The organism is Aureicoccus marinus, assembly GCF_002954325.1.
GTDB lineage: Bacteria > Bacteroidota > Bacteroidia > Flavobacteriales > Flavobacteriaceae > Aureicoccus > Aureicoccus marinus.
On record NZ_MQVX01000001.1, the window covers coordinates 551,770 to 578,391 of the forward strand.

The window sequence follows — 26,622 nt, forward strand, 5'->3', positions numbered from 1 at the left end:
AATATAATATTTTACGAATATTCTAGGCTTTTAGAAGGGCCAATAGGCGCTCCCAGGCCTTGTCGTGAGCGACTTTGTCAGGGCCTTCTTCCGTCTGTGCTCCTTTTCGCATAAAGGCGTGAGTAGCCTCTTCATAAATGACAGGTTCAAAGAAATGACCGAGAGAATCCATTTGGGTCTGAGTAGTCTTTAGGGTGCTGTTTACTCTGTTGTCATTTCCGCCGTAGAATCCGTAAACTGGGCAGTTGATCCGAGCTAAATCTTCGCTATTGGTTGGAGCTGTTCCGTAAAAGACAAAGGTGTTTTTGAGCTCCGTCTGGTTGGTTGCAAAACGAAATGAATTGGAACCTCCCCAGCAGAAACCAGCCACTGAAACCGTACCCGTGGAAGCGGGATCTTCTTTGATATACTCAAAAACGGCATTCAAGTCGGCTGTAACCGCATCGGGGTCCAGGTCATAAATCGCCTGTCGAGCCAAGTCGGTATTGGTAAAATCGGTGGTTTTTTCAACTCCTTCGACTGTATTCGATATGAGGTCAGGGGCGATGACCAAGTACCCTTTTTGTGCCAGTTCGTCTGCAAAGGAACGCGCCCAATCATTTAGACCTCTGTTTTCGTGAATGACCACTACTGCATCGGCTGCTTCTGAAACTTCTGGGTAAGCGACAAAGGCCTTCATCACCGTCCCGTCTTCTCTTTTAAAGTCCACCCACTCATGGTGCCTCGGGGATTCACCGAGCTCCTCTTGTTGGTTATTCTCTTTGTTTTGTTGTTTACAGCTCATAGCAAAACAGAGGCTAAGAGCAACGAAAAAGGTCTTTGAAAGGGTTTTGGTATACTGCATTTTATCTGAAAATTTTATTAGGAAAAACAACGGGGCTTTCGTGCCCGTTAGCGCTCACGGCGGAAACTCCGAAAAAGTAATTGTCAAGAACAATACCTTCGAGAATAACAGAGGTTTCTCCACTAACAAAAAGGCTATTGTCCCAGGTAGGAGAGGTGGTATCTCGCCAATAAACTCGGTAACCTACGGCCCCCTCTACTGCACTCCATTTTAAACGAACACTGGGTTCCACAATTCCTCCAATACTGACTTCTTCCGGAGCAGGAGGCGCCCAGGCCAAACTGGCCAGGCAAATTGCATTGACTGCTGTCAGTTTCTTCGCGTAGTCAAAATCGACATGTTCCAGTACGTCCCCATAGGCGATCCCGTTTTCAACACGTATATCCTGGTGCTGCTGGGTGTAATTTTCATGAGCTTCCATGATCCGGATACCAGCGAAACCCAAATCGTTAAAGGGACGGTGGTGCCCTCCACGTCCAAAGCGGTCTAAGCGATACACCATACGGGGATCCATTTCTGGCATAAAGGTTTTGGTCATCCGGTGCACGTAACGGGCCAATTGTCGAGAAATCCCATCGACTTCACCTCCGTAGAAACGGCGAGCTCTGCGTTGCCTTTCTGTTTCCGTGGGCGGTACAGGCTCCGAAAATATGCGGAATTCCCGGTTGTTAATTACCCCGTCGACCCCTTTGATGTTGCCAATCATATCGTTGTTAATGACCCCAATCAGATTCCACTCCTTATCCTTGGCGTATTGGGCCAGACCTTGGCCACCAAATAGCCCTTGTTCCTCACCCGAGAGACCGGTGTAAATAATACTGTTTTCGAATTTGTACTTGGACAGAACCCTCGCGGCCTCTATTGCGCCGGCCATTCCCGTAGCGTTGTCATTGGCTCCTGGAGAGTCAGAAGTGTAGTCGTTGGCATCACTGACTCGGGAATCGATATCTCCGCTCATCACCACGTAACGATCAGGGTACTTGCTTCCCCTTTGAATGGCGACCACATTGACCACCCAAACATCTTTGGTAATTCGTCTGCCTGTACCTTCTTTGATAAAGTTCTTTTGATAAAAGACTTCTAAGCAACCACCGCACTCTTTTGAGATGGCATCAAACTCTGCTTTGATCCACCGTCGGGCAGCGCCGATTCCTCGTGTCTGCGATACCGTATCGCTTAGGGTATGCCGGGTTCCGAACCCAGCCAGTGTGGTGATGTCTTTTTCAATACGCTCCGCAGAAACATCGTTGATTATCTCGTAAATCCTTTGGTCTGAGCGTACATCCTGTACACTTTGAGACAAGAGACTTAAAGGGAAAAAGATTAGGGCTAAAATGCCGTATTTCAAGGGGGTAGTCTTCATAATTTACCAATTAGCTTCTTATTTCTTTCCGTACCATTTCGCGTGGCCATAACAAAGAGGGCCCAGTAGACCAGAAAAGAATCCAGGAGCCCCAATTTCTATTCCTACCTTCAGACTGGCCAGGATCACGGACAAGCCAGAAACCAAGACATAGATTCCATGATGCTGGGAGTAAAACCTGTAGATTTTCCGGCTTTCTACATCGGACGTATTCTTTTTTACTCTTCGATACAGCAAAGAAAAGCACAAGAAGATACAAAGAAATCCCGCCCCGTAGAATTGAAATAGGTAAGCCAGGCCATCTCGGGTGAGGGGCTCTGTACCCATCCAGGAGTTGATCAGGGATTTTAGGGGGAAGACGTAGTAGAGAATGACAAAAAGCAAAATGGCATTGTAGGCGATGACCCAATTGTCAATATAATCTGTTCGTCTAAAGAAGTTGTAGTGTACTTTCCAGAGGGCTACCAAAACAAAGAAGCTGACTCCAAAGCTCAGAAAACTCGCCACTTTACCTTTCATCAACAGGAAGCTTTGATCCAAATCCAGCGACACCACCATCAGCGTGGCAGCGAAAGCAAAGACCGCGTCAGAGAAACCTTCAACCCGGTTGGTGTTGTGTAAAAATTTCATGGCAGGAAGAATTTAAGGCTTACCTCAAAAAGGTCACCTTGTAGATTTTACCATTGCGGACTTCGTAAATGGCTACGGCTTCAAAAGTGCGACCGTTTGCGGTTACTTCTTCTTGGTCAATCACCTTGTTCCCAAGGACCATACGGTTCACCAATTTGGCGTGAAGATCCGGGGTACGGTCGAAGTAGCCCTTGTAGTCTTTCCACATTTGTTCGCGATTACCAACGCTTAGTTGATCGGGAAAGGTGTAGAGCTTGATGTCATCGGAGTAGGTGTCCATAAAGGCTTCCAGGTCTTTTCTGTTGTAGGCATCCAATTGTGCTTGGACGACCACTTCCGGACTCGGTTCTCCGACAAAGGCAACATAATCGGTTCCTACAGCGATTCGACTGATGTTGACAACATCCTTAAAACTGGCCCAGGTACGGGCTTTTGGAGCATTGGCAAAGGGGTTCAATCGGATTAGCTTTTTACCGGAGCCATAGACCAGTTCTTTGGTTGGAAGCCAAGCGTAGTCTTCTACGGTCCCAAGCGGATAAAGGGGCTTGGCGTTGAAATTTTTTAAATCCAGGGAATAGAGTTCATTCCCGCTTTGGCTTCGCGCCACATAAGAAACGCTCTTGCGATCGGGAAGAAATTGCAAACAGCGTCCAACGTTTTTGTGTAGTACGCGTTCTTCCATCGTCTCTCGGTTAAAAAGAACCAAATCCATGCGGTTATCGACCAGGACCGTGGTCAAAAGGCGATTGGTGTCTAGCCAGAGGTAATACCCGACTTTAACATCGGGGAGTAATTCGGTGTATTTTCCAGTTTCGGTTTCGTAGGCGTACAGCATTTGCAAGCCTGTGGTGTCCAAACGAACCGCGGAATAGTTCTTACTACCAGGCATTCGCTGTGGGGAGTACTCACTGCCTCCGGGTGTGTTACTGGCCCAGACCAGGCTTTCGGCCTTGATGTCATAAACCGCTATGTCTGTTTGGCCATTGCGGGTTGAGGCAAAAACCAATTCGTTTTTAGAAGCAAAGAAGCTGATTGTCGTAACCGGGATTTTGCGAAATGTTCCTTACAGCGCTCCCTTGGGCCTTACCCGTCTCCCCATTCCAAGGGAGGATATAGAGTTCGGAATTGTTTTGCGCTGACAACATACTGACGACGGCGAGTAGTCCGGGAAGAAGTAGTTTTTTAAACATGGGCCTGAGTAAAGTGTTTTAGCAGTTCACGCACTTTTTTGGTGCCTTGAACAAAATATTTGGCTTGTGTTTTTTGAAGACCAACCTTGACAGATACCGTTGATTCCGGGAGCGATTCAAACATGAATTCGTCTGTCCAGTCATCTCCGATAGCAAAGACAAAATCAAAGGTCTTTTCCCCTAATATACGCAATGAAGCCCGACCCTTGTTGACATTGCTGCTCTTGACCTCTACCACTTTATTTCCGTTGAGTACACTGATTTCGTCATTGCCGATCAGGCTGCGCAACACGGTATTGAGTTCTGTGACCCGCTTTTCTCCAAAATCGGGATCGGTGTTCCGGTAGTGCCAAGCAAGGGAATAATTCTTTTCTTCAATAAAGGACCCTGGTGTACGGTCGACAAAAGATTCCAATACGGGTTTGATGTTTTCCATCCACTCGTTTTTCACCTGTTCCATCATCTGGAAATCCTCCCCACCACGCGAAATCCAGACCCCGTGCTCAACAATCATATTGTAGCCTTTGTGCTGGAACCAACGGCTAAAGGTGTCTTTGTCTCGTCCGCTAATTAAAAATAAAGTGGTTCCCGGTTGCTGGTGAAGACTGTCCAGGAGTTGATACAGCTCTTCATCCGGAGAGGCTTTTTGAGGATCTTTGTGGAAGCCGGTGAGTGTTCCATCGTAATCGAGAAACAGCAGTCGTTTTTGGGCACATTGGTACTGTTCCAAAACAGTCGATTGTATGGCGGAGTCGAATTTTTGGGTTACCACTTGCTCCTGTTCCTCGCTCTTTTGGTTTTTGAGTACGGACATGAATTCTTGGGCCCAGACCTCTACGTTATAGCGTTCTAAGCGTTTTTGCAAGAACATATTACGGGCCATTTGTTCTTCCTTAGGCATTTCAAACGCCCGTTTCAGGGTGTCGGCCTGTTGCTCAAAATTATTGGGGTTGATGAGCAGGGCTTCGTTCATTTCGTAAGCGGATCCCGCCATTTCGCTGAGAATCAGAACACCGGTCTTATCGGTTCGGGTGGCGATGTACTCTTTGGCGACCAGATTCATTCCATCCCTGAGAGGAGTGAGCCAAGCGATATCGCAACTGGTGTAAAGGTCGATCAGGTTTTCGAACGGCATGGAACGGTAGAAGTACCAAATGGGGGTCCAGTTAACGGTCGAAAGCTCACCATTAATACGTCCTACCAATTCATCGATCTCCTTTTTGAGCAGCATATACTGGGGTACATTGGAGCGGGAGGGTACGGCCAGTATAATCAGGCGCATCTTTTCTTTGTACTCCGGGTATTTCCTCAAAAAATATTCAAAGGCATTGATCCGTTTGGCGATACCTTTACTGTAGTCCAGGCGATCAATGGATAAAATGAGTTTAGTCCCTGGAGCTGACGCTTTGTGATCGTCCAGTTTTTTCTGCAAATCTGAGCGTTCTTTCCCTTTGAGTTGGTCATTGGCCACAGCCGCCTCGTGGAACCGTTTATAATCAATTCCCATCGGAAAAGAATCTACCTTGATAATGCGGTTGTCGAGGTAAATGTCATTGAAGTGGACGTCTAAAGAAAGTAAGCGTCTGACCGAGCTTAAAAAATGACGTTCATAATCGTAGGTATGGAAGCCAATGAGATCGGAACCGAGTAAGCCCTGAAGCACTTCTTCCCTCCAAGGCATAGTTCTGAAAATTTCATAAGAAGGAAAAGGAATGTGTAAGAAAAATCCTATTGTCGCTCCCGGGTTTTTTTCCTTGACCATTTGAGGGACCAACATGAGCTGATAATCGTGTACCCAAATGATGTCATCCGGACCACTTTGAGCCAAAATCGCATCTGCAAATTTTTGGTTCACTTGCCGGTAGGTTTCCCAAAAGGAAAGTTCGAATTCTGTGTACTCTAAGAAGTAGTGAAATAGGGGCCAAATGGTTCGGTTACTGAAACCAAAATAAAATCCGTCAACCTCCTCTTTTGTCAGTGATACCTGGGCACAACCCTGTTCTGCAAGCGCTTTGTCAATTGCAGGTACTAGGCTCTCTGGAGTGTCTTCTTCGGTCAGGCCGGACCAACCTATCCAAAGACTGTTTTTTCCGTCGTGTACCGACTTCATACCAGTGGCCAAACCACCTACACTAGGGATGGCAGACATGCCCCCATCACTAATTTGCAGTTGTACCGGTAATCTATTGGAAATAATGATAGTTTTACTCATGAAAAAGAGCCTTAGGGCAGACTAAAATGTAATAAAATTCTGATTTTTCGATTATAAAAGAACGGAGAACAGGCCTACGATAAAGCTCATTACCTATTATGGATAACCTAAATTACGGAATAATCGGCAACTGCCGAAGCGCAGCTTTGATCTCGGATACAGGTTCTTTAGACTGGTGTTGCCTACCAGAATTCGACTCCTCTTCAGTCTTCGCACGCATCTTAGATGAAGAAAACGGAGGTAGATTTGAGATCCTGGTCAAGTACAATTACGAGATTACTCAGGCGTACGAAAAGAATACGTCTATTCTTATTACCCGCTACAGTGATGGCGAGAATGTTTTTGAGATTCACGACTTCATGCCGCGATACTATAAGATCAAAGGGCATTACAACTCGCCGCCGGAAATCGTGCGTTACTTTAAACATATCTCGGGTAAACCTCGATTCTCTGTGCGCTACGATCCTCGTTTGGAATATGCCAAGGGAAAAACCAACACCCACATTAAAGAAAACTTTATTGTCAGTGTAGCCCAGCAGCAGAAGTACGACACGCTATTTTGCTATACTTCTTTCAACAAAAAGGATGTGGTCGAGGGCAAGGAAATCGAACTCACCGCCGACGGTTACTTTTTGATTTGCTACAACGAAAAGTTGTTGAAGCCTAGCACAGACAAATTACTTCTGGAGTTAGAAAGAACCAAGATTTACTGGTTGGATTGGGTAGACCGCACCCCGACCTATAAGAAATTCAATGATCAGATCATTCGCAGTGCCCTGACACTCAAAATGCTCACTTACGATAAATCCGGTGCCGTTCTGGCTGCAATTACGACGTCTCTCCCAGAAACGATTGGGGAGGTTCGTAACTGGGATTACCGTTTCTGCTGGATTCGAGATGCGTCGATGGTAATTAAAGTGGTATCGGAATTGGGCCACAAGAATTCCGCCAAGCGCTTTTTGCGATTCATTATTGATCTGATGCCGGACAAAGACGAGAAGTTGCAGATCATGTACGGTATCAACAAAGAGAAAAAACTCACCGAAAAGACCCTGGATCACTTGGAAGGGTATAAGGCTCAAGCCCAGTTCGAGTGGGTAACGCCGCTTACAAGCAAAAACAGAACGACATCTATGGGATTCTCATGGATGTGATCTACGAACAGTTGATCAAATTTGACAACGATATTGAAAACGGAGAAGAACTTTGGAGCATTACCAAGGGAATTGTCTGGATCGTCGATAAGCACTGGCGTGAGGCCGATAAGGGAATCTGGGAATTCCGCGGAGAGGACCGTCATTTCACCTTTTCAAAAGTCTTGTGTTGGGTGGCCATTGATCGTGCCCTAAAAGTGGCCAAGATTTTCGGAAAGCAAGGTAAGATTGAAAAATGGACCACTCTTGAAAAGGAGATCAAGGCGGACATTCACAAGAATGCTTGGAACCCTAATGTAGATGCTTTCGTGCAGTCTTACGGCTCCTATCACTTGGACGCCTCTGTTCTCTTGATGGAACCTTATGGCTTTATTGATGCCAAGGACCCTAAATATGTCAGTACAGTAAAAGCGATTGAAAAAGAACTTTCTAATGACGGTCTCTTATACCGTTACAAGAACGAAGATGACTTTGGGTTACCGTCCTCTTCGTTTACCATTTGCACGTTCTGGTTCATCAATGCCCTCTTCAAAATTGGAGAAGAGGACAAAGCTTTGGCCCAGTTCGAACAGCTATTGAGTTACAGCAATCACCTTGGTTTGTTCAGCGAGGACATCGATTTTAAAACCAAGAGGTTGTTGGGTAACTTCCCTCAAGCGTACTCACACTTGGCCCTTATTGAATGCGCAATTAACTTTTCTAAAAAGAAAGGAGAGCAGAAAATGCTCGAATCTATTGCTTAGTTAAGGACGTAAATGTGCTAACAGTTCTTGCAAGTGTTCCGGAGTCGTAAAAGGATTCATCAAGGTGCACCGCAAGAACTGTTTTTCTTTGAGACGGGTTTGAACAAGATAGAAACGCCCGGTTTCCAATGCCTTCTGACGAATTTGCGCATTGAGCCGATTCAGTTCTTCTTCGGTCGTATCCTCTTTTACATACCGAAAACAAACGATATTCGACTGGGGCTGCAGTCCTAATTCAAAATCGGGATCAGCCTGAATTTGCTCAGCAAAGCTTCTACCTAAATCGTATTGGCGAGTGACGTATTCGTCAAAAACCTCTATACCGTAAAGTTCCATCAACAAATACCAATGCAAGCTGGTCATGGTCTTCGTGCATTCAAAGGTTCTTTTGGCCCCGTTGTACCAGTCTTCCTCCGTTGTGTCTTCCAAAAGGTAACTGGCTTTTTGAGAAAAGGTCTGCTGGCCATCTTGCCCATTTTTGTAGAGTAGAGCAGTCGTAAGGGTAGGCATCAACATCATTTTGTGTCCGTCAATGACGACCGAGTCGGCTTGTTCTGCTCCTTTCATGAGGTATTTGTAGTCTTCCGAAAAAATGGCAGCTCCTCCATGAGCGGCGTCCACATGGAACCAAAGGCCGTATTCTTTCGCAAAGGCAGCCTGTTCTTCTAGAGGATCATATACTCCGGTAGCGGTTGAAGGTGCGCTTCCGACCAAAGCAAATACTTCAATACCCTCTGCTTTGGCTTTCTGATAGACTTCTTTTAGAGCGTTAGTATCCATAGCATAGTCCTTGGTTACGGGAACCGATAGAATACCCGCTTCTCCAAGGCCCATGATTTTCGCTGCCCTATCGACACAATAGTGAGCTTCTTCGCTCACTAAAATACCCAGCTGATTTTGAAGCCCTTCTTGCCAGGCATCATAGCTCACCCGCGATTGGCGCGCCATCAACAGTGCGGTTAGGTTGGCTAGGGTCCCTCCTGAAGTCAATAGACCTCTGCTGTTCTGGTCATAACCGATTTTCTCACAGAGTCTATCAGTAACAATGCGTTCCAGGGCGGTGGGGGCCATACCCATCTCATAAATGGCCATCCCGTTATTCAAGAGTGCGCCTAGCATAGCCGTTAAAGTGGTTGGTGGAGCGGGGGAAGTCACCTGGTGTCCAACGTAACGAGGGTGATGGGTATGAATGGTGTGGGACAGGGTATTCACGAAAAAGTCAGTCAAACTAGAACCCGTAAATCCTTTATCGGCCTGCCTGGCAAAGTCTTTCCAGAATTGAAGCTCATTTTCAGGTTTATTCCAATTCAATACCTTTTCCTGGGTTCCAGATTGTGTTTGGTCCAGGTGTGTTCCAAGCAATTCGAGTAAAGACTGTGCTTGCTCTTGAAAGCACTCACGGTCGTAAAGGCGTTCGAGTCTCGTCTGTTCCATATTGCAAAAATAAGCCATCTAAGCACCAACTGCAGACAAACAAAAAACCACGGCGACAGCCGTGGTTTAATTCTATAGCCAGGGTTAGTGTTTAGTTAATCTGGTCGAAGGTGTAGCCTTTGTTCTCGGCTACTCCCTTAGCTATTTCTGTGCGCAAGCCCACAACATTAGGGTGGTTGGTGTACTTGGTGAATCGCTTCAGTCCCATAAGCATCATACGCTGCTCGTCGCCTTCAGCAAAAGATACAATAGCTTCTTTCGCCTTGTCACTTACCACATCAACGGCGCGGTAAAGCCCCAGGCGGGTCATGGCAATCTGTGTTTTTTGACTTTCTTCTCCAAAACGCTTGACGTTCTTTTCGGTACGCAGAAGCGTAGATTCAACCAAGTAGGTTTGAATCAGGATGTCAGAAGCAGCCATCAGCAATTGTTGGTGCTTCTCGAGATCTGGACCAAATTTTTGAACGGCGCTTCCAGCAACCATCAGGAATACTTTTTTCAAGCGCTTGATCAGGTCTTTTTCTTCGGCAAATAGTTCCGAGTAGTCTGGCGTATCGAAGGAAGGAATACCCATCAGCTCTTCTCCTACAGCCGTCGCTGGTCCGAGAAGGTCTACATGTCCTTTCATGGCTTTCTTAACCAGCATACCTACCGCAAGCATACGGTTGATCTCGTTAGTCCCTTCGTAGATTCGAGAAATACGTGCATCTCTCCAGGCAGATTCCATGGGCGTATCGGCGCTGAAGCCCATACCACCAAAGATCTGAATTCCTTCATCAGAAGTTTGCTGTACGTGTTCTGAAACCGCAACCTTAAGGATAGAACATTCAATGGCGTATTCTTCTACACCTTTGAGTTCGGCTTCTTGGTGGGTGTTTCCGCTGGCCATACGAATGGCGATGCGGTCTTCAATATTTTTTGCTGCACGATAAGAGGCAGATTCACCTACGTAGCAATTGGTCGCCATTTCAGCAATCTTGGCCTGGATAGCACCAAACTCAATGATCGGGGTTTTGAACTGTACGCGTTCGCTGGCGTAGTTTACCGCTTCGTTGATCACACGGCGTTGAGCCTCTAAACAAGCGGCTGCCAACTTAATACGTCCAACGTTTAAAGCGTTCATGGCAATTTTAAATCCATTACCCCGCTCAGAAAGCATATTTTCTACCGGTACTTTGGTTTCGTTGAAGAAAACCTGACGGGTAGAGGAGGAGTGAATACCCAATTTCTTTTCTTCATCACCCAAAGTGATTCCGTTCTCTGGATCATTCTCTACAATGAAGCCCGTGATATTTTTGTCGTCACCGATACGGGCAAAGACGATAAAGAGGCTACAGAATCCCGCGTTAGAAATCCACATTTTTTGCCCGGTGATCTTGTAGTGGGTTCCGTCTTCAGAAAGGACCGCTTTGGTTTTTCCTGAATTGGCATCAGATCCCGCTCCCGGCTCGGTTAAACAGTAGGCTCCAAACCACTCTCCAGAGGCGAGCTTAGGAACGTATTTCTGTTTTTGCTCTTCTGTGCCGTACAAGGTAATCGGCATGGTTCCGATCCCGGTGTGGGCTCCAAAAGCTGTACTGAAAGATCCATTGGCTCCTGAGATGTAATCACAGACCAACATAGTAGAAACAAAGCCCATTCCCATACCGCCAAATTCTTCGGGAACAGCGATACTCAATAGTCCTAATTCTCCTGCTTTACGCATGGTCTCTTCTGTGTAGGCGTAGTCTTTCTGCTCAAAGCGTTCCCAGTGCGCCCACAATTCGCGGTCTACAAATTCCTTGGTACTCTCGCGCATCATGCGCTGTTCTTCGTTCAGGTCTTCCAAGGTAAACACGTCTTCACAAGCGGTGTCTTTTACCAGGAATTGACCTCCTCTTAAAATGTCTTTTTCTGCTACTTCTGTACTCATGCTTTTTTTATTTATTTCTCGGCGAAGCCGAACTTGGGTATGTGGGTTTAGTTTAAGAATTCAAAAATTCCTGCAGCGCCTTGGCCAGTACCTACACACATAGTTACTAAGCCGTGTTTGCCCTGCATGTTACGTTTTCTCATTTCATCGAATAGCTGAACTGAAAGTTTTGCCCCGGTACAACCGAGTGGGTGGCCTAAAGCAATGGCTCCTCCATTCACATTGATAATGTCTGGGTTCAAGTCAAGCTCTCGTATAACGGCGAGAGATTGAGAAGCGAAGGCTTCGTTCAACTCGATCAATTCCAAATCGCTTTGCTTCATCCCGGCTTGTTTCAGTGCTTTTGGCACGGCTTTAACCGGTCCGATTCCCATGATACGTGGTTCTACACCGGCTGCAGCGTAATTCACTAAACGTGCGATGGGCTCCAGATTTAATTCTTTGACCATTTCTTCGCTCATGACCAAGACAAACGCGGCTCCATCACTCATTTGAGAGGAATTCCCTGCGGTAACACTTCCTCCTGCAGCAAATACGGGCCGAAGTTTTCCGAGCACTTCCAACTTGGTATCGCGACGGGGACCTTCGTCCTGAGCGACCGTGTAGTTTTTGGTTTCCTTTTTACCTTGACCATTGACAAAGGTGTGCTCAATATCGATCGGTACAATCTGGTCTTCAAATTTCTTTTCGTCTAAGGCTTTTAGGGCCTTTTGGTGGGAGTTGAAGGCGAATTCATCCTGGTCTTCTCGGGACACCTTGAATTCTTGTGCTACCGCTTCGGCTGTGAGTCCCATGCCCCAGTAGTAATCTTCTTTTCCTTCTTTAGCCAAAGCGTAATCCGGAGTAGGTTTATACCCTCCCATTGGAATATAGCTCATACTCTCAGCTCCTCCTGCAATGATGCAGTCAGCCATCCCGCTTTGTACTTTTGCTGTGGCGATACCGATGGTTTCAAGTCCACTGGCGCAGTAGCGGTTTACCGTAACTCCTGGTACGTCTTCAATACTCAATCCCATAAGCGAGATCAGACGAGCCATATTAAGACCTTGCTCAGCCTCAGGCATGGCATTCCCGACAATAACGTCATCGATACGGGTCTTGTCAAAATCAGGCAGCTCTTTCATCATGTGTTCGATGGTTTCTGCTGCCAATTCATCCGGCCGCTTGAAGCGGAAGAGTCCTTTAGGGGCTTTTCCAACGGCGGTTCTGTAGGCTTTTACGATATATGCAGTTCTCATGATTTTTTCTCTCAGATTATAGGTTCTTAGTTGCGAAGGGGTTTACCGGTTTTCAACATATGCTGAATTCTCTCGAGTGTTTTACGCTCGGTACATAAAGACAAGAAAGCCTCACGCTCAATATCCAGCAAGTACTGCTCACTTACCAGACTCGGTTCAGAAAGATCTCCACCGGCCATAACGTAGGCCAGCTTGTTAGCGATCTTCTTATCGTGCTCAGAAATGTAGTGTCCGGCTTCCATACTGTCAGTTCCAACCAGGAACATTCCCAATGCTTGCTTCCCTAAAACCTTTACATCTTTGCGGCGCATCGGTTGGGTGTATCCGGCCTCAGCCATCAGTTTTGCGTGTGCTTTTGCAGTCGCAATTTGACGGTCTTTGTTTACCACGACAATGTCTTTTCCTTTTTGAAGGATTCCCGTGTCGAAAGCCTCGTATGCAGAGGTAGAAACTTTCGCCATCCCGATGGTCAGAAAGTGCTCTTGCAGCACATTGAGTTCCACATCATTTTTACGGAAGGTATCCGAAGCGCGAAGAGCCATTTCTTTGGATCCACCACCACCAGGAATTACCCCGACACCAAATTCGACCAATCCGATGTAGGATTCTGCCGCAGCAACAACTTTGTCAGCGTGCAAGGTGAGCTCACATCCTCCTCCTAAACACATCCCGTGTGGTGCGGAAATGGTTGGAATAGAGGAGTAGCGCATGCGCATCATGGTGTCCTGGAAGTACTTAATGGCTTGATTCAGTTCGTCGTATTCCTGTTCTACCGCCATCATAAAGATCATCCCGATGTTGGCACCAACAGAGAAGTTTGCCGCCTGATTTCCGACAACCAGTCCTTGAAAGTCTTTTTCGGCCAAGTCAATGGCGGTGTTTAGTCCGGCTAAAACGTCACCACCAATGGTGTTCATTTTAGACTGGAATTCAACATTCAAGATGCCATCTCCCAGGTCTTCCACCACAACACCACTGTTTTTAAATACCTCGTGGCTTTTGCGGATGTTATCCAGGATGATGAAGGCATCCTGTCCAGGAATTTTTTGGTGATCCTTTGCGGTAGGATCGTAGCAGTAGCTCGCCCCATTTTCTACGCTGTAGAATTGAGTGATGCCCTTACTTTTCATTTCTTCTACCCAGGCAGACGCGGTTTGACCTTCTGCTGCGATGAGATCCAATCCTTTTTCGAATCCAACGGCATCCCAAATCTGGAAAGGTCCGTGTTCCCATCCGAATCCGGCCTTCATGGCATCGTCAATCTGATAAGGCTGATCTGCGATTTCTGGAATGCGGTGCGAAACATACGCAAAGAGGGCCCCTAAAGTCTTGCGGAAGAAGGTGCCTGCTTTGTCCTTCCCGTCAACGAGTACCGGAAAACGATCGATGACCTTATCGATGGTTTTGGTTTGCTCTAAGGTGGCAAACTGCGCACGCTTTTTAGATCGGTATTCCAGGGTTTCTAAATCCAGTGATAGGATTTCTGATTTCCCTTCGGCGTTTTTTGTCTTTTTATAAAATCCTTGTCCGGTTTTACTACCCAGCCATTTGTTTTCTGACATGGTATTGATAAAACCAGGCAGTTCAAAAATGGCATGTCTTTCATCATCCGGGCAATTCTCGCGAATCCCATTGGCCACATGTACCAAGGTATCCAAGCCAACGACGTCGACAGTACGGAAAGTGGCCGATTTTGGCCTTCCGATAACCGGTCCAGTGAGTTTATCTACTTCTTCAATTGTCATATCCAACTCGCCTACGGCGTGGAAAAGACTTTGAATGCTGAAAATTCCAATGCGGTTTCCGATAAAGGCCGGAGTGTCTTTTGCAATAACGGAAGTTTTACCGAGGTACTGTTCTCCATACCCTTGCAAGAATTCAAGAACACTGGCATCAGTTTTAGGACCAGGGATGACTTCGAATAGCTTGAGGTAGCGCGCAGGGTTAAAGAAGTGTGTACCGCAGAAGTGTTTCTGAAAATCCTCGGAACGCCCTTCACTCATAAAGCGAATGGGAATCCCGGAAGTATTCGAGGTAATGAGCGTTCCCGGTTTGCGATGCTTATCCAGGTTTTCGAACACCATTTTCTTGATGTCTAATCGCTCAACCACCACCTCGATAATCCAATCTACCTCTGATACCTTGGCGATATCGTCCTCCAGGTTCCCTGTACTGATTCGAGAAGCGAACTTCTGGTGATAAATAGGAGAGGGCTTAGATTTCAAAGAGGCCTTTAGGGAGTCGTTTACCAAGCGGTTTCTCACTTGGGGAGACTCCAGGGTGAGGCCCATCGCCTCTTCCTTGGCCGTTAATTCACGCGGAACGATGTCCAATAAGAGGACTTCCACTCCGATATTAGCAAAATGACAGGCGATTCCGCTTCCCATGATTCCGGAACCGATAACTGCCACTTTTTGAATAGGTCTTTTCATTGCTATTTAGGGTTAATGCGATTTGTTGATTTGGCTCGTTTCTTCGCGAGCGGTATACACTTGTTTATCTAGAATTAAGCGATTGATGGTTTCCATGACGCGGTAAAAACTTTCCAGATCCTTATGATCGGCATGTTTTTCAACCACATCATTAAAACGCAAGACCACCTCTTTCGAGTCGGCACGTTTTTTCAATCCAAGGGGAGTCAGGTGAATGAGAACTCCGCGGCCATCGTTGGGATTCGGCTTACGAACCACATATCCTTTTTCTTCAATGTTCTTTAGAATACGGGAAAGAGAAGTGGCCTCCATACCCATTTTGGGTCCTAAAGCGGTACTAGGGGTTCCCGATTTGGGATCGATACTCAATAGGGTGAAACCGATCGCCATCGTCAACTCGTAATGTTTGGCCTCTTCATTGTACATGCGGGCCACTGCTTGCCAGGTTGCGCGTAGGGCGTAATCAATTGTGCTTGGACTCATGGATTGATTTGTGAGCCCAAAGATAGGAAAATTTATTATGCATGCATAATAAATTTATGCAAAGAAGTTTTCCTGATTACAAAAAGAAGTCTGCTGATCTAGGCTGGCGGATGACCGTAGATCTCTTCGTAAAGTCCTTGGTATTTCTGCTTGACAATTTTGCGTCGCAGTTTCATGGTTGGGGTCAGGTGGCCCCCTTCAACACTCCATACATCGGGTGTAAGGCGGAATTGTTTCACTTTCTCCCACTTGGCAAAATTCTCGTTTACCGCGTCGATCTCTTCCTGATATCGAGCGATGATTTTCGGATCAGTCACCAATTTCGCCTTGTCGCTGGTGTCGAACCCTTTTCGTTCAGCCCAGTCGTCCAAAAACTCAAAATTAGGTTGAATTAATGCCGCGGGCATTTTCTCGCCTTCTCCGACAACCATGATTTGTTCGATAAAGAGGGACTCTTTGAATTTGTTCTCGAGGACCTGAGGAGCGACATACTTTCCTCCTGAGGTTTTGAACATTTCCTTTTTACGATCCGTGATGCGCAAGAAACCGTCTTTGTCTATTTCGCCAATGTCCCCGGTATGGAAGTAACCGTCCTTAATGACTTCGGCTGTTTTTTCTGGATCCTTGTAATAACCTTGCATCACCTGGGGCCCTTTGACCAGTATTTCTCCGTCTTCGGCGATCTTGACTTCGGTCTGCCCAATAGGTTTGCCGACGGTACCAATTCTAAATCCGCCTTGACGCATATCGTTGACGGTCACTACCGGGGAGGTTTCGGTCAAGCCGTAACCTTCCATCACCCCTAATTCCGCGGCGTTGAAAATTCGGGCGAGTCGTGTTTGGAGGGCTGCACTACCTGAGGCGATCAATTCGAGATTACCACCAACACCTTCTTTCCATTTGCTGAAAATTAGTTTACGTGCCAGAGCCAGTTTGCGTTCGTAGAACCATCCGTTCTGCCCGTAAGGCTCGTATTTGAGACCAACTTCAACAGCCCAAAAGAAAAGGGACTTTTTGATCCCGGTGAGTTCTTTTCCTCTTCCGATGATCTTGTCGTAAATTTTTTCGAGGAGTCGTGGCACCGCTGTCATTACATGAGGCTTCACTTCCTTTAGGTTGTCGCTAATCGCTTCCAGACTCTCAGCGTAGTTGATGCTCACGCCCCGGTATTGGTAGAGATAGATCAGCATGCGCTCATACACGTGACACAAGGGCAAAAAGCTCAAAGCTTTTACCTTGCCACTGGCTATGGGCAAGCGAGCAGAACTCTCCAGGGCATTGCTGGTGATGTTGTGGTGAGAGAGCATTACCCCTTTCGGTACACCGGTTGTTCCTGAGGTGTAAATCAGGGTGGCTAGATCTTCCGGCTTTACGGCGTCCATACGGGCTTGTACCTCTTCCTGATTGGAAGTGTCTTCACCCATTTTCAGGACTTCCGTCCAATGTTGGCAGTTGTCCAGTTGATCGAAGCAGTACACTTCTTTAACCGTCTTAAGCTTAGGACTGATCTCCAGTATTTTTTCGAGAACCTCCGTGCAGGAGACAAAGCAATATATCGCCTCCGAGTGGTTCAGAACATATTCGTAATCCTCCTTTGAAATTGTCGGGTATATGGGGACATTTTGTGCTCCCACTTGTAATACCCCTATATCAACGATGTTCCATTCTGTTCGATTGGTCATCGAGATCACCGCAATTTTATCGTTGGGCTGAACGCCCAGACGCAGTAATCCTCGACTCAGGGCATTGGCCTTGTCGATATACTGCTGAGTGGAAAGGGCTTCCCATTTGCCGTTGTATTTGGTGACCAAAGATTCCTCTAAGGGGTAGGTCTCAAGTTGGTAATAGGGGAAATCAAATAGACGGGTTACCTGCTGCATAGTTAGTTACTAATATGAAATCGCAAAATAGCGAAAAGAGAAGAATTTTAAAAAATACATAACAAAAGCCCCGGACAATTAACTCCTTTTTAAGGGAGGCCCACCTTTATTGATAGATGTGCAATGCAATTGCCAATTACAAGAGAACCAGCTTATTGCTTTTCACACCATTCTCTGGCGTTGATAAAAGCTTGTAGCCAGGGAGAAACTTCGTCTCCACTTCTGTTATTCGGATAATGAGCCCAATTCCAAGGGAATATGGAACGCTCAATATGCGGCATAGTCACCAAATGGCGCCCACTGGTATCACAGAGCATGGCCGTATTGTAATCCGATCCATTCGGGTTGGACGGATACCCTTTGTGACCGTATTGGGCCACCAAAGAATAAGCGTTCTGCTCTTCCGGTAAATAGAACTTTCCTTCTCCGTGAGAAATCCAAACTCCCAAACGGGTTCCCGCAAGGGAAGACAACATTACCGAGGGGTTTTCCTGTACCACTACAGAAGTAAAGGCGCTTTCGTGTTTCCCGGAATCGTTGTAGGTCATTTTACCGTGTTCGTGGTGCTCCGGGTAGAGCAATTCCAATTCCATAAACAACTGACAACCATTACAGATTCCAATGGACAAGGTGTCTTCTCTCTCAAAAAAGTTTTTGAGCGCCGCCTTGGCATTGGGGTTGTACTTAAACACCCCGGCCCAACCTTTTGCACTTCCAAGAACATCCGAGTTAGAAAAGCCTCCAACAGCTCCTAAAAATTTAATACTTCTGAGGTCCTCCCGTCCACTGACAAGATCAGTCATGTGAACATCAATCACTTCAAAACCTGCGAGGTAAAGAGCATGCGCCATTTCTCTTTCGGAATTACTTCCCTTTTCACGGAGGATGGCTGCTTTTGGCTTTGCACTTCCCGTATTGCGAGCGGGGAGCTGTCCTTCAAATCCGGAAGGAAAACTGTAGTGCAGGGGCTGCTTATGAAAGGTGTTGTATCGTTCTTCTGCCAGGCGCGGCGTGGTCTGGTGTTGATCCAGAAGGAAGGAGGTTTTGTACCAGACCTGACGCATATGCGGGATCATGAGTCCCAGTTCTACGCCTTGATTTTTAATCAGGAGTTCTTCCTTTTTCTGAGGTCGCCCAATTCGGATAGCCGGAATATTCAGTTCTTGTAATAAAGCGGCATCTTGATCGGATCGCAACTGAAAGACCAGTCCGATGTTTTCAGAAAAAAGCAATTTTATGGTGTCACTTTCGCTCACCTCGGTGAAGTCTAATTGCGCACCCAGTTGGTTGTCTGCAAAACACATCTCGAGAAGAGTGGTGATTAAACCGCCTGATCCAATATCATGGCCCGCAACAACAGCTCCGGAGCGGATCATCTGCTGCACGGCATTGAACTGTTGTTTGAAGCGCTCACCACTGGCAATACTCGGCGCTTTTTCTCCGATGGCTTTTCGTATCTGAGCAAAGGAAGAACCTCCGAGTTGGTGTTCTTCTCCAGAGAGGTTGAGGTAGTAAATACTTCCCCCATCTTTTCGCAAGACGGGCTCGATCACTTGATTAATGTTATCGCAGTGGGCCGCGGCCGATATAATGACGGTTCCGGGTGCGATGACTTCTTCCTCAGCGTATTTCTGTTTCATGGATAAGGAATCCTTCCCTGTTGGGACGTTAATCCCGAGCTCTTTGGCAAAATCAGAAACGGCTTCCACGGCTTCATATAAACGGGCGTCTTCTCCGGGATTGCGGCATGGCCACATCCAGTTGGCGGAAAGGGATACCCCAGCGAGTCCTTTTTCTAATGGAGCCCATACCAGGTTGCTCAAGGCTTCCGCTATACTGTTGCGGCTTCCGGCGACAGGATCGATAAGACCAGAAACAGGGGAGTGGCCAACACTGGTCGCCAAACCATGCCCACTAGTAAAATCCAAGGCCATAACCCCGCAGTTGTTCAAGGGCAATTGCAAAGGACCAGCACATTGTTGTTTAGCCACCCGACCACCAACACAGCGGTCCACTTTATTGGTCAACCAGTCCTTACAGGCCACGGCTTCCAATTGAAGCACTTCTTCCAGATAGGTGTGAAAATCCGCTAATTCATAGGGGATTGGCGGGTATTCCATTCGTATGCTTTTGTCCTCCATGATGGTCTTTGGGGAACTTCCGAAAAAGTCACTCAAAGGCAAATCGATGGGGTGCTGTCCATCTCGGGAGGAGATAAAACTGAAGTGCTGATCTCCGGTTACTTTTCCAACCGCATAAAAGGGAGCTCTTTCCCGTTCTGCAATTCTTTCTAAGAGCGCTCTGTCTTTTGGTTCGATCAAAAGACCCATACGTTCCTGGGATTCGTTGCCGATAATTTCTTTTTCGGAGAGGGTAGGGTCTCCAACTGGTAATTTACTTACCTCGATCTTTCCACCGCTTTCTTCGACCAGTTCCGAAAGACAGTTCAAGTGACCTCCGGCTCCGTGATCGTGAATAGAGACGATGGGGTTTTCTTTGGACTCGACCAGTGCCCGAATGGCATTTGCAACCCGTTTCTGCATTTCCGGGTTGGAGCGCTGAACGGCATTGAGTTCGATAACCGAATCAAAGGCTCCTGTGTCGGCACTTGATACAGCGGCGCCACCCATTCCAATGCGGTAGTTATCGCCACCTAAAACCACGATGTCGTTGTCTTTTTGGGCTTTTCCTTTGAGGGCTTGTTCGTGCTTGCCATATCCGATCCCACCGGCGAGCATAATCACTTTATCAAAACCGAGTTTACGGCCCAATTGATGCCCATCCTCTTGGTGTTCAAAGGTCAATACGGAACCACTGATCAGAGGCTGACCGAATTTATTTCCGAAGTCAGAAGCCCCGTTGGACGCCTTAATAAGGATATCCAAGGGAGTTTGGTACAGCCAAGGACGTTCCTCCAGGTTGTCCTCCCAAGCACGCTGCTTTTCCAATCGTGAATAGGCCGTCATATAGACAGCCGTTCCCGCTAGGGGTAAAGATCCTTTTCCGCCAGCCAGGCGATCCCGAATCTCTCCCCCAGAACCCGTCGCTGCTCCGTTAAAGGGCTCCACGGTGGTGGGGAAGTTGTGGGTTTCGGCTTTTAGCGAAAGCACGGATTGAAAGGGACTTTCTTCATAGACCGAAGGACGGTCTGGGGCTGTGGGCGCAAACTGAGTGACTTCCGGTCCTTTGATAAAAGCGACATTGTCTTTATAAGCCGATACCACCTCGTTGGGGTTGTCTTGGGTGGTCTGCTTGATCAGTTGAAAAAGAGAGTAGGGGCGAGTCTGTCCATCGATAACAAACTCTCCATTGAATATTTTATGACGACAGTGCTCAGAGTTCACTTGGCTGAATCCAAAGACTTCGGAGTCCGTTAATAAACGCCCCAGACGTTTCGATACCCCGTTGAGGTAATCCACTTCTTCTTCGCTTAGTGCAAGCCCCTGTTCCTGGTTGTAGGCGGCGATATCTTCAATGGATTGAACCGGCTCTGCTTCTCTTTCGATCGTAAAAAGGGCTTGGTTCAGCTGCTTGTAGAACTGCTCCAGCATGGGGTCGAAAGAAACATCCTTTTCGTCCACTGCTCGGTATTCTTCCATTCTAGTAATGCCTTCAATCCCCATGTTCTGGGTGATCTCCGTGGCATTGGTACTCCAGGGAGTAACCATGGTGGCTCGTGGACCAACAAAAAAAGCGTCAAGAGACGCCTGTTCGATTTTTGGTTTATTGCCGAGTAGCCAGCTGAGGGCTTCGCTCTGGTTTTGAGAGAGTTCTTTATCCGTCTGAACGGCGATAACGAGGGTTGCCGGGTGGCCAAAGAAATGGATCATGAAGTAAAGTAGATCGTTGAAACGTATGGCAAAAATACAGGTTCTCTTAAAAACCCAATTGACTGTTTCAGGATTCTTTCAACAGTTTTGCCAGGAAAAAGCCATCAAAGCCCGTTTCGCTAGGAAAAAGGGTTTCTTGTTTGAGTAACTTAAAACCTTTTCCGGTCTCACTCTTTAAAAAAAGTTCAACCTGTTTTTCGTTTTCAGAGGGGAGAATAGAGCAGGTGGCGTAGGTCAGTTCTCCGCCCGTTTTTACCCAGCTGCTGTACTGTTGAAGGATCTCCTGTTGACGTTCCTGTATTTTTTTGAGGAAGTCGGGATCCAGTTTCCACTTGGTATCCGGGTTCCTTTTCAAAACGCCCAGACCGCTACAGGGTGCATCAATCAACACTTTGTCGGCACTGCCTTTGAGTTTTTTAACCACTTTAGATGAATCCAGAAGGCGGGTCTCGAGGTTGTGCACTCCGGCTCGACGACAGCGACGTTTGAGTTCCTTAAGCTTGGCAGGGAAGATATCGAGTCCAATCAGTTGCCCTTTGTTTTCCATGAGTGCGGCCAGGTGTAAACTCTTGCCTCCCGCTCCGGCACAAGCATCGATGACCTTTTCTCCTGGACGAGGATTAACCCAGTGGGCAACCCGTTGGGAATTGGCATCCTGTACCTCAAATCGTCCTTCTTTGAAGGCGTTCAGTCGAAACACATTAGCTCTTTTCGGGAGTAACACGGCCTCTGCAATTTTAGGCAGTGCCTTCGCTTCAATCTGTTCTTCTTTGAGCAGTGCAATCAAGTCTTGGCGATTTCCTTTTAGGGTGTTGGTGCGCAAAAGCAGATCGGCTTCTTTGTTGAGGGCAGCGCTTTCGGCTTCCCAGCGTTTTTCGCCCAACTCTTCCACACATCTCTGGTCCAGCCAATCCGGAAAGGATTCTCGTAAAACCCGGCTCTTGCGGGCTTCTTCGTAACGGCCCTTGATACGGCGAACAGGAGTTCCCTGGAGTTCAGGCCATTCGGGAAGGGCGTGACCTCTTAGGGTCGCCCAGACTCCAAATAAGCGGAAACAATCGCTCCGTTTATAAGGCGCTTTTACTTCGGCCAGACTTTCGTACAAGCGCCGATATCGGACCATTTCGTACAGGGTAGAGGCGATAAAGCCCCGGTCGCGGGCACCCCAGCGCTTATCTGTTTTCAGAATGCGTTCTACGGCTTTGTCCGCTTGTTCTTCTTTATTGACGATGGACTCCAGGCCTTGAATAACCGCCCAGACCAGATTTTTGTGTAACCTCATGAGCCGGCGAAGTTAGGCAAGAAATTTATTCTGGCCCTCAAGGGAAGGCAATGAAAAAGGGCTCCGGTTGTGGAGCCCTTTTGAATGAACAACAATCAAACAACTTTTATAGGGTTACCACATAAAAGTGTCCTCTTCTTTTTTGGTAAGTGATTCCTCTATAGCGGTAGTATCTCTTCCCTTTGACAACCACCACTTTTCGTGCCCTTGGCAGGGTCTTAACGCGCAGTCCAACCGGTGCTGAGGTAACGACGTACCCGCGTCGGTTGGCTCTGTACCAAACCCCATCGGCAAAATAGAATTTACTCCTTTTGTGTACGATCACTTTGGGTTTGACCAGGGCTGTCACCACGGTACCGTGCTTAGGATAAACTTTTACTACTCGAGTTTGAGCATTTACTCCCTGCATCATTCCGATGAGTAGTACGAGTATTGCCATTTGTTTCATCAGTTTCATTGTATCGTAATTTTTGGGTTTCTACTAGTAAGACTCCGGCAATTGAAAAAGGTTTAAAATAAAAAAGAGGCCAAGGGCCTCTTTTTCTTGTTTTTTGTCGATTGATATCTCAGCGATTTCTTCTGTTTTCACGGTATTGCTTGAGCAGTCGGCGTTTAAAGGCTTCTTCCGCTTGGAAGAGAAGAATGACTTTCCGAGCAGGAAGAATCTTTTTCAGGTCCACGATAAATCGACTCTCTAGTTCGTGTTTGTCCTTTTTTAAGTCTTGGTAGGCCTGCAATAAAGCCTCGGCTTCCCGGTCATTCATAGATCTTAAATCGGCCATAATACCCGTGAATCTTCTTCTTTCTTTCAGACGCACTTCTTGCATCTCGGTTTCATAGGCATTGTAGACCGGCCAAAAGGCTTGGGCTTCCTCAGTGCTCAGGGAGAGCTTTTCGGTTAAAAAGGCCACTTTGAGGCTTTTGATCTTATTTCTTGGGGTTTGGCTAAAGGCCATCAGGCTGCTGAGCAGCGCGATCACAACCAAACTGTTTTTAAAGCGCTTCATCATAGTCCAAAATTAAATCTTCTTCCATTAAGTGTTCCTGATCTTCTAGGTCGAGTTCCTGCTCCAGGTAGTCCTGAAGTTCATCCGTTTCTAAATCTGGGTTTTCGACAATGAGGGTTTCGGGGTTCCATTCCGAAGACTCACTGATTTCGAAAGCGGCGAATTCCAAATCGGCTTCTTCCCAGTATTCCTCCAGCTCACTCATGGCTAACTCAAAGTTCTGTTCGGGCTCGTTATTGGTAAAGGGAATAAGAAGGAGTAGAGCAATTCCAGCCGCAGCGGCGTACATCCATGGCTTAAACTGAATGAGGCGTCCCTGTTGGGGAAGCTTTTCCTGTAGGTGGTCACCGAAGGACTCAAAATACCCCTCCGGTACGCCAAAACCATCGTCCTCAGGAATGATGGAACTCTTCTCATCCATCCGGTCCTTGAGGCGATCCATAAAGCCTTCGAAGTATCCTTCTGGAGCTTTAAAATTAGGTACCTTCTTTTTCATTTCTCCCTCTTTTATCTTTTCGACCGACTACTCGGTGGTCAAAAAGGCTTCTATTTTCTTTACAGCATGGTGGTAGGAAGTTTTCAGCGCTCCCACCGAAGTCCCCAAAACCGCCGAAATATCGTCGTATTTCATGTTTTGGTAGTACTTCATATTGAATACCAGCTTTTGTTTTTCTGGTAGTTGAGCCAGTGCCTGTTGTAGTTTGAGCTGGATTTCATCCCCTTCAAAATACACATCGGACTCCAGTTGTTCAACCAATTTCTCCTGCAGTTCCAGGGATCCCACTCCCAGTTTCCTGCTTTTTTGTTTTAAAAAACTCAGCGACTCGTTGGTGGCAATCCGGTACATCCAGGAATACAATTTACTGTCTCCTTTGAAGCCACCAATGTTCCGGAAGACCTTGATAAAGGTATTCTGCAAGACGTCATCCGTGTCATCGTGATCAAGCACAATGCGGCGGATATGCCAGTACAGGCGTTCCTGGTAGTTGCTCACCAATTCTTCGAATGCTTTATCCCGGGTGGCGGGGTCTTGCAATAGCACCAGAAAGTCCTCTTCTGCAACCAAGGTCGTGTCGTTTTCCATTAAGACTCTTGTTTCGGAAAAAGGTTTAATCGTTGTTTGCTTTTTCTTTAAAGTATAACGACTTATCAAACAGATAGTGTCTGTAGCTCTACTAATTTCTTGTAACCGCTTTTGGTTTCATCAGTTCTTGGTGGGTACCCTGCTCAAGGATTTTGCCTTTTTCCATCACGACGATTTCGTCTGCATTTTGGATGGTCGATAGGCGGTGAGCGATCACCAAGGCTGTTTTGCCTTTCATCATTTTTTCAAGGGCTTTCTGAACCCATTGTTCACTCTCGGTATCCAAGGCTGAAGTCGCTTCGTCCAGAATCAGAATGGGAGGGTTTTTAAGGACTGCTCTTGCAATAGATAGGCGTTGGCGTTGGCCACCGCTGAGTTTCCCGCCAGCATCCCCAATACGGGTATCGTAGCCATCTGGCAATTCCATGATAAAATCGTGGGCATAGGCCACCTTGGCGGCTTCTTGAATTTCTTCCAAACTGGCCTCCGGATTGCTCAGGGCGATATTATTTCGAACGGTATCGTTGAATAAGAGGGCTTCTTGTGTCACCATTCCGATCAGGTTACGCAGGTCCCCTTTAGCGAGCTCCCGTATATCGGTTCCGTCGATCTGGATTTGCCCTTTCTGAATGTCATAAAAGCGAGCCAGAAGCTGTGCAACTGTTGATTTTCCACTCCCGGATTGTCCGACCAAGGCGACGGTTTTTCCTTTTGGAATCTGCAAATTGAAATCTTGAAGAACCGGCTCCTCATCATAAGCAAAGTCCACTCCTTTGAAAAGGATTTCATCGGAGAAGGCAGGCAGTACTTTGGGCGTCTCTGGATCGCGAACCACATTTTCGGTTTCCAAGACCTCAAAAATACGCTCGGCCGAGGCGTTTCCTTTTCGGATGTTGTAATTCACGGTGGTAATGGCCTTGACGGGATTGATGATGGTATAGAACAGACCGATATACCCCAAAAAAGCTTGTGGAGAAAGACTGCTTTCTTCGTTCAATACCAGGCTGCCTCCGAACCATAGTACGGTAATAACCACGGCTACCCCAAGGAATTCGGAGAAGGGAGAGGCCAGGCCTTTGCGCTGGAGTACGGCAATCATAATGCTTTTAAAGCGAGAAGTCGATTGCTCAAAACGTTGACGCAAAAAGGATTCAGCCCGAAAGGCTTTAATGATTTTTAATCCACCCAAGGTCTCCTCTAAAAAGGAGAGAAAGAGGCCGTTCTCTTTTTGAGCTTCCAGGGACTGTGCCTTTAATCGCTTCCCAACAGCCGAAATCAAGAATCCCGCAATGGGCAGGAAGATAAAGGCGAACAGGGTTAAACGAGGGCTCATGATCAGCATATTGATCAGCACCAAAATGATGGTGATGGGTTCACGAGCCAGGGCTTCCAAGGAATTGATAATGGAACTTTCTACTTCTTTTACATCCGCCGTCATCCTGGCCATCAAGTCCCCTTTGCGCTGTTCGCTGAAATAGGAGAGGGGCAGTCCCAGGGTTTTGTTGTAGAGCTGGTCTTGCAAGTCCTTCACCATACCAGTCCGCAAATAGGCCAAGACGTACATGGCTGCGTAGCGGAAGAGGTTTTTGAAAAAGAAAATGATCAAACTCGCCAGGCAAATAAAGGCCAAGGCAGCGACAGGACCATCTTCCAATTCTTTTTGGGTCAGAAAGAAATTCAATTGCCCTTCCACATATCCTTGAAGATTGCCTAATCCTTCATAGGCTGGTGGAGCCTCTACTTTTTCATTCGTGCCAAAGAGTATCCCCAGAGTCGGAATGAAAATGAGGATGGAGAGCACATTAAAAACGGCGTAGAGTATATTGAATCCAATATTCATAAAACCGTAAGACTTGTACGGTTTGGCAAATACCAGGATCTTTTTGAAGTAGTTCATTGAAGAA

The 26,622-nt window shown here is 46.9% G+C and carries 19 protein-coding genes and 1 pseudogene; 1 reads left to right on the forward strand and 19 read right to left on the reverse strand.

What is annotated here, in order from left to right; all coding sequences use genetic code 11:
- Nucleotides 1-22 precede the first annotated feature (22 nt).
- From BST99_RS02620 to BST99_RS02640, 6 genes are read right to left on the reverse strand one after another with little or no spacing between them, the layout of a single operon-like run.
- Complete coding sequence (locus BST99_RS02620) at nucleotides 23-844, reverse strand: dienelactone hydrolase family protein (protein ID WP_105000417.1); 822 nt, start codon at nucleotides 842-844, stop codon at nucleotides 23-25.
- Nucleotide 845: 1 nt separating this feature from the next.
- Nucleotides 846-2,207: a M28 family peptidase gene (locus BST99_RS02625; RefSeq protein WP_105000418.1), complete on the reverse strand. Its 1,362-nt coding sequence runs from the start codon at nucleotides 2,205-2,207 to the stop codon at nucleotides 846-848.
- Between the two features lie 18 nt (nucleotides 2,208-2,225).
- Nucleotides 2,226-2,837, reverse strand: a complete 612-nt coding sequence (locus tag BST99_RS02630) for a TMEM175 family protein (protein WP_105000419.1) — start codon at nucleotides 2,835-2,837, stop codon at nucleotides 2,226-2,228.
- A gap of 19 nt (nucleotides 2,838-2,856) precedes the next feature.
- Entirely contained in the window at nucleotides 2,857-3,843 is a 987-nt protein-coding gene (locus tag BST99_RS02635; protein WP_219843803.1) for a nuclear transport factor 2 family protein, read from the reverse strand.
- Nucleotides 3,844-3,850: 7 nt separating this feature from the next.
- Nucleotides 3,851-4,027 (reverse strand): hypothetical protein, encoded by a 177-nt coding sequence (locus BST99_RS14270; protein ID WP_181044133.1) that lies wholly within the window; start codon nucleotides 4,025-4,027, stop codon nucleotides 3,851-3,853.
- On the reverse strand, nucleotides 4,020-6,239 hold the full coding sequence (locus tag BST99_RS02640; RefSeq protein WP_105000420.1) for a bifunctional alpha,alpha-trehalose-phosphate synthase (UDP-forming)/trehalose-phosphatase: 2,220 nt from the start codon (nucleotides 6,237-6,239) through the stop codon (nucleotides 4,020-4,022). The genes BST99_RS14270 and BST99_RS02640 overlap by 8 nt, the downstream gene beginning before the upstream one ends.
- A 98-nt stretch (nucleotides 6,240-6,337) precedes the next feature.
- On the opposite strand from BST99_RS02640, the pseudogene BST99_RS02645 reads away from it, so the two are divergent.
- Nucleotides 6,338-8,136: pseudogene (locus tag BST99_RS02645) on the forward strand (glycoside hydrolase family 15 protein).
- On the opposite strand, the gene BST99_RS02650 reads toward BST99_RS02645, so the two are convergent.
- The 13 genes from BST99_RS02650 to BST99_RS02710 form a co-directional block, all read right to left on the reverse strand.
- A complete protein-coding gene (locus tag BST99_RS02650; protein WP_105002410.1) occupies nucleotides 8,137-9,570 on the reverse strand; it encodes a pyridoxal phosphate-dependent decarboxylase family protein in 1,434 nt (477 codons plus the stop codon).
- A 91-nt stretch (nucleotides 9,571-9,661) separates the two neighbouring features.
- On the reverse strand, nucleotides 9,662-11,482 hold the full coding sequence (locus tag BST99_RS02655) for an acyl-CoA dehydrogenase family protein (RefSeq protein WP_105000421.1): 1,821 nt from the start codon (nucleotides 11,480-11,482) through the stop codon (nucleotides 9,662-9,664).
- A gap of 47 nt (nucleotides 11,483-11,529) precedes the next feature.
- A complete protein-coding gene (locus BST99_RS02660; RefSeq protein WP_105000422.1) occupies nucleotides 11,530-12,720 on the reverse strand; it encodes an acetyl-CoA C-acyltransferase in 1,191 nt (396 codons plus the stop codon).
- A 26-nt stretch (nucleotides 12,721-12,746) separates the two neighbouring features.
- A complete protein-coding gene (locus BST99_RS02665) occupies nucleotides 12,747-15,152 on the reverse strand; it encodes a 3-hydroxyacyl-CoA dehydrogenase/enoyl-CoA hydratase family protein (protein WP_105000423.1) in 2,406 nt (801 codons plus the stop codon).
- Between the two features lie 12 nt (nucleotides 15,153-15,164).
- Entirely contained in the window at nucleotides 15,165-15,635 is a 471-nt protein-coding gene (locus BST99_RS02670; protein WP_105000424.1) for a MarR family winged helix-turn-helix transcriptional regulator, read from the reverse strand.
- A 98-nt stretch (nucleotides 15,636-15,733) separates the two neighbouring features.
- Nucleotides 15,734-17,515, reverse strand: a complete 1,782-nt coding sequence (locus BST99_RS02675) for an AMP-dependent synthetase/ligase (protein ID WP_105000425.1) — start codon at nucleotides 17,513-17,515, stop codon at nucleotides 15,734-15,736.
- 152 nt (nucleotides 17,516-17,667) lie between these two features.
- A complete protein-coding gene (purL, locus tag BST99_RS02680) occupies nucleotides 17,668-21,345 on the reverse strand; it encodes a phosphoribosylformylglycinamidine synthase (protein ID WP_105000426.1) in 3,678 nt (1,225 codons plus the stop codon).
- A gap of 67 nt (nucleotides 21,346-21,412) precedes the next feature.
- Entirely contained in the window at nucleotides 21,413-22,627 is a 1,215-nt protein-coding gene (locus BST99_RS02685) for an RsmB/NOP family class I SAM-dependent RNA methyltransferase (RefSeq protein ID WP_105000427.1), read from the reverse strand.
- A 106-nt stretch (nucleotides 22,628-22,733) separates the two neighbouring features.
- Nucleotides 22,734-23,084, reverse strand: coding sequence for a DUF6515 family protein (locus BST99_RS02690; RefSeq protein ID WP_105000428.1), 351 nt, complete (start codon nucleotides 23,082-23,084; stop codon nucleotides 22,734-22,736).
- 109 nt (nucleotides 23,085-23,193) lie between these two features.
- The gene (locus BST99_RS02695) at nucleotides 23,194-23,637 is read right to left on the reverse strand and encodes a hypothetical protein (RefSeq protein ID WP_105000429.1); all 444 of its coding nucleotides are present in this window, start codon (nucleotides 23,635-23,637) and stop codon (nucleotides 23,194-23,196) included.
- On the reverse strand, nucleotides 23,621-24,130 hold the full coding sequence (locus tag BST99_RS02700) for a hypothetical protein (protein ID WP_105000430.1): 510 nt from the start codon (nucleotides 24,128-24,130) through the stop codon (nucleotides 23,621-23,623). Before BST99_RS02700 ends, BST99_RS02695 begins: the two co-directional genes overlap by 17 nt.
- Nucleotides 24,131-24,157: 27 nt before the next feature.
- On the reverse strand, nucleotides 24,158-24,718 hold the full coding sequence (locus BST99_RS02705; protein WP_105000431.1) for an RNA polymerase sigma factor: 561 nt from the start codon (nucleotides 24,716-24,718) through the stop codon (nucleotides 24,158-24,160).
- Between the two features lie 91 nt (nucleotides 24,719-24,809).
- A complete protein-coding gene (locus BST99_RS02710) occupies nucleotides 24,810-26,615 on the reverse strand; it encodes an ABC transporter ATP-binding protein (protein WP_317046101.1) in 1,806 nt (601 codons plus the stop codon).
- Nucleotides 26,616-26,622: the final 7 nt, after the last annotated feature.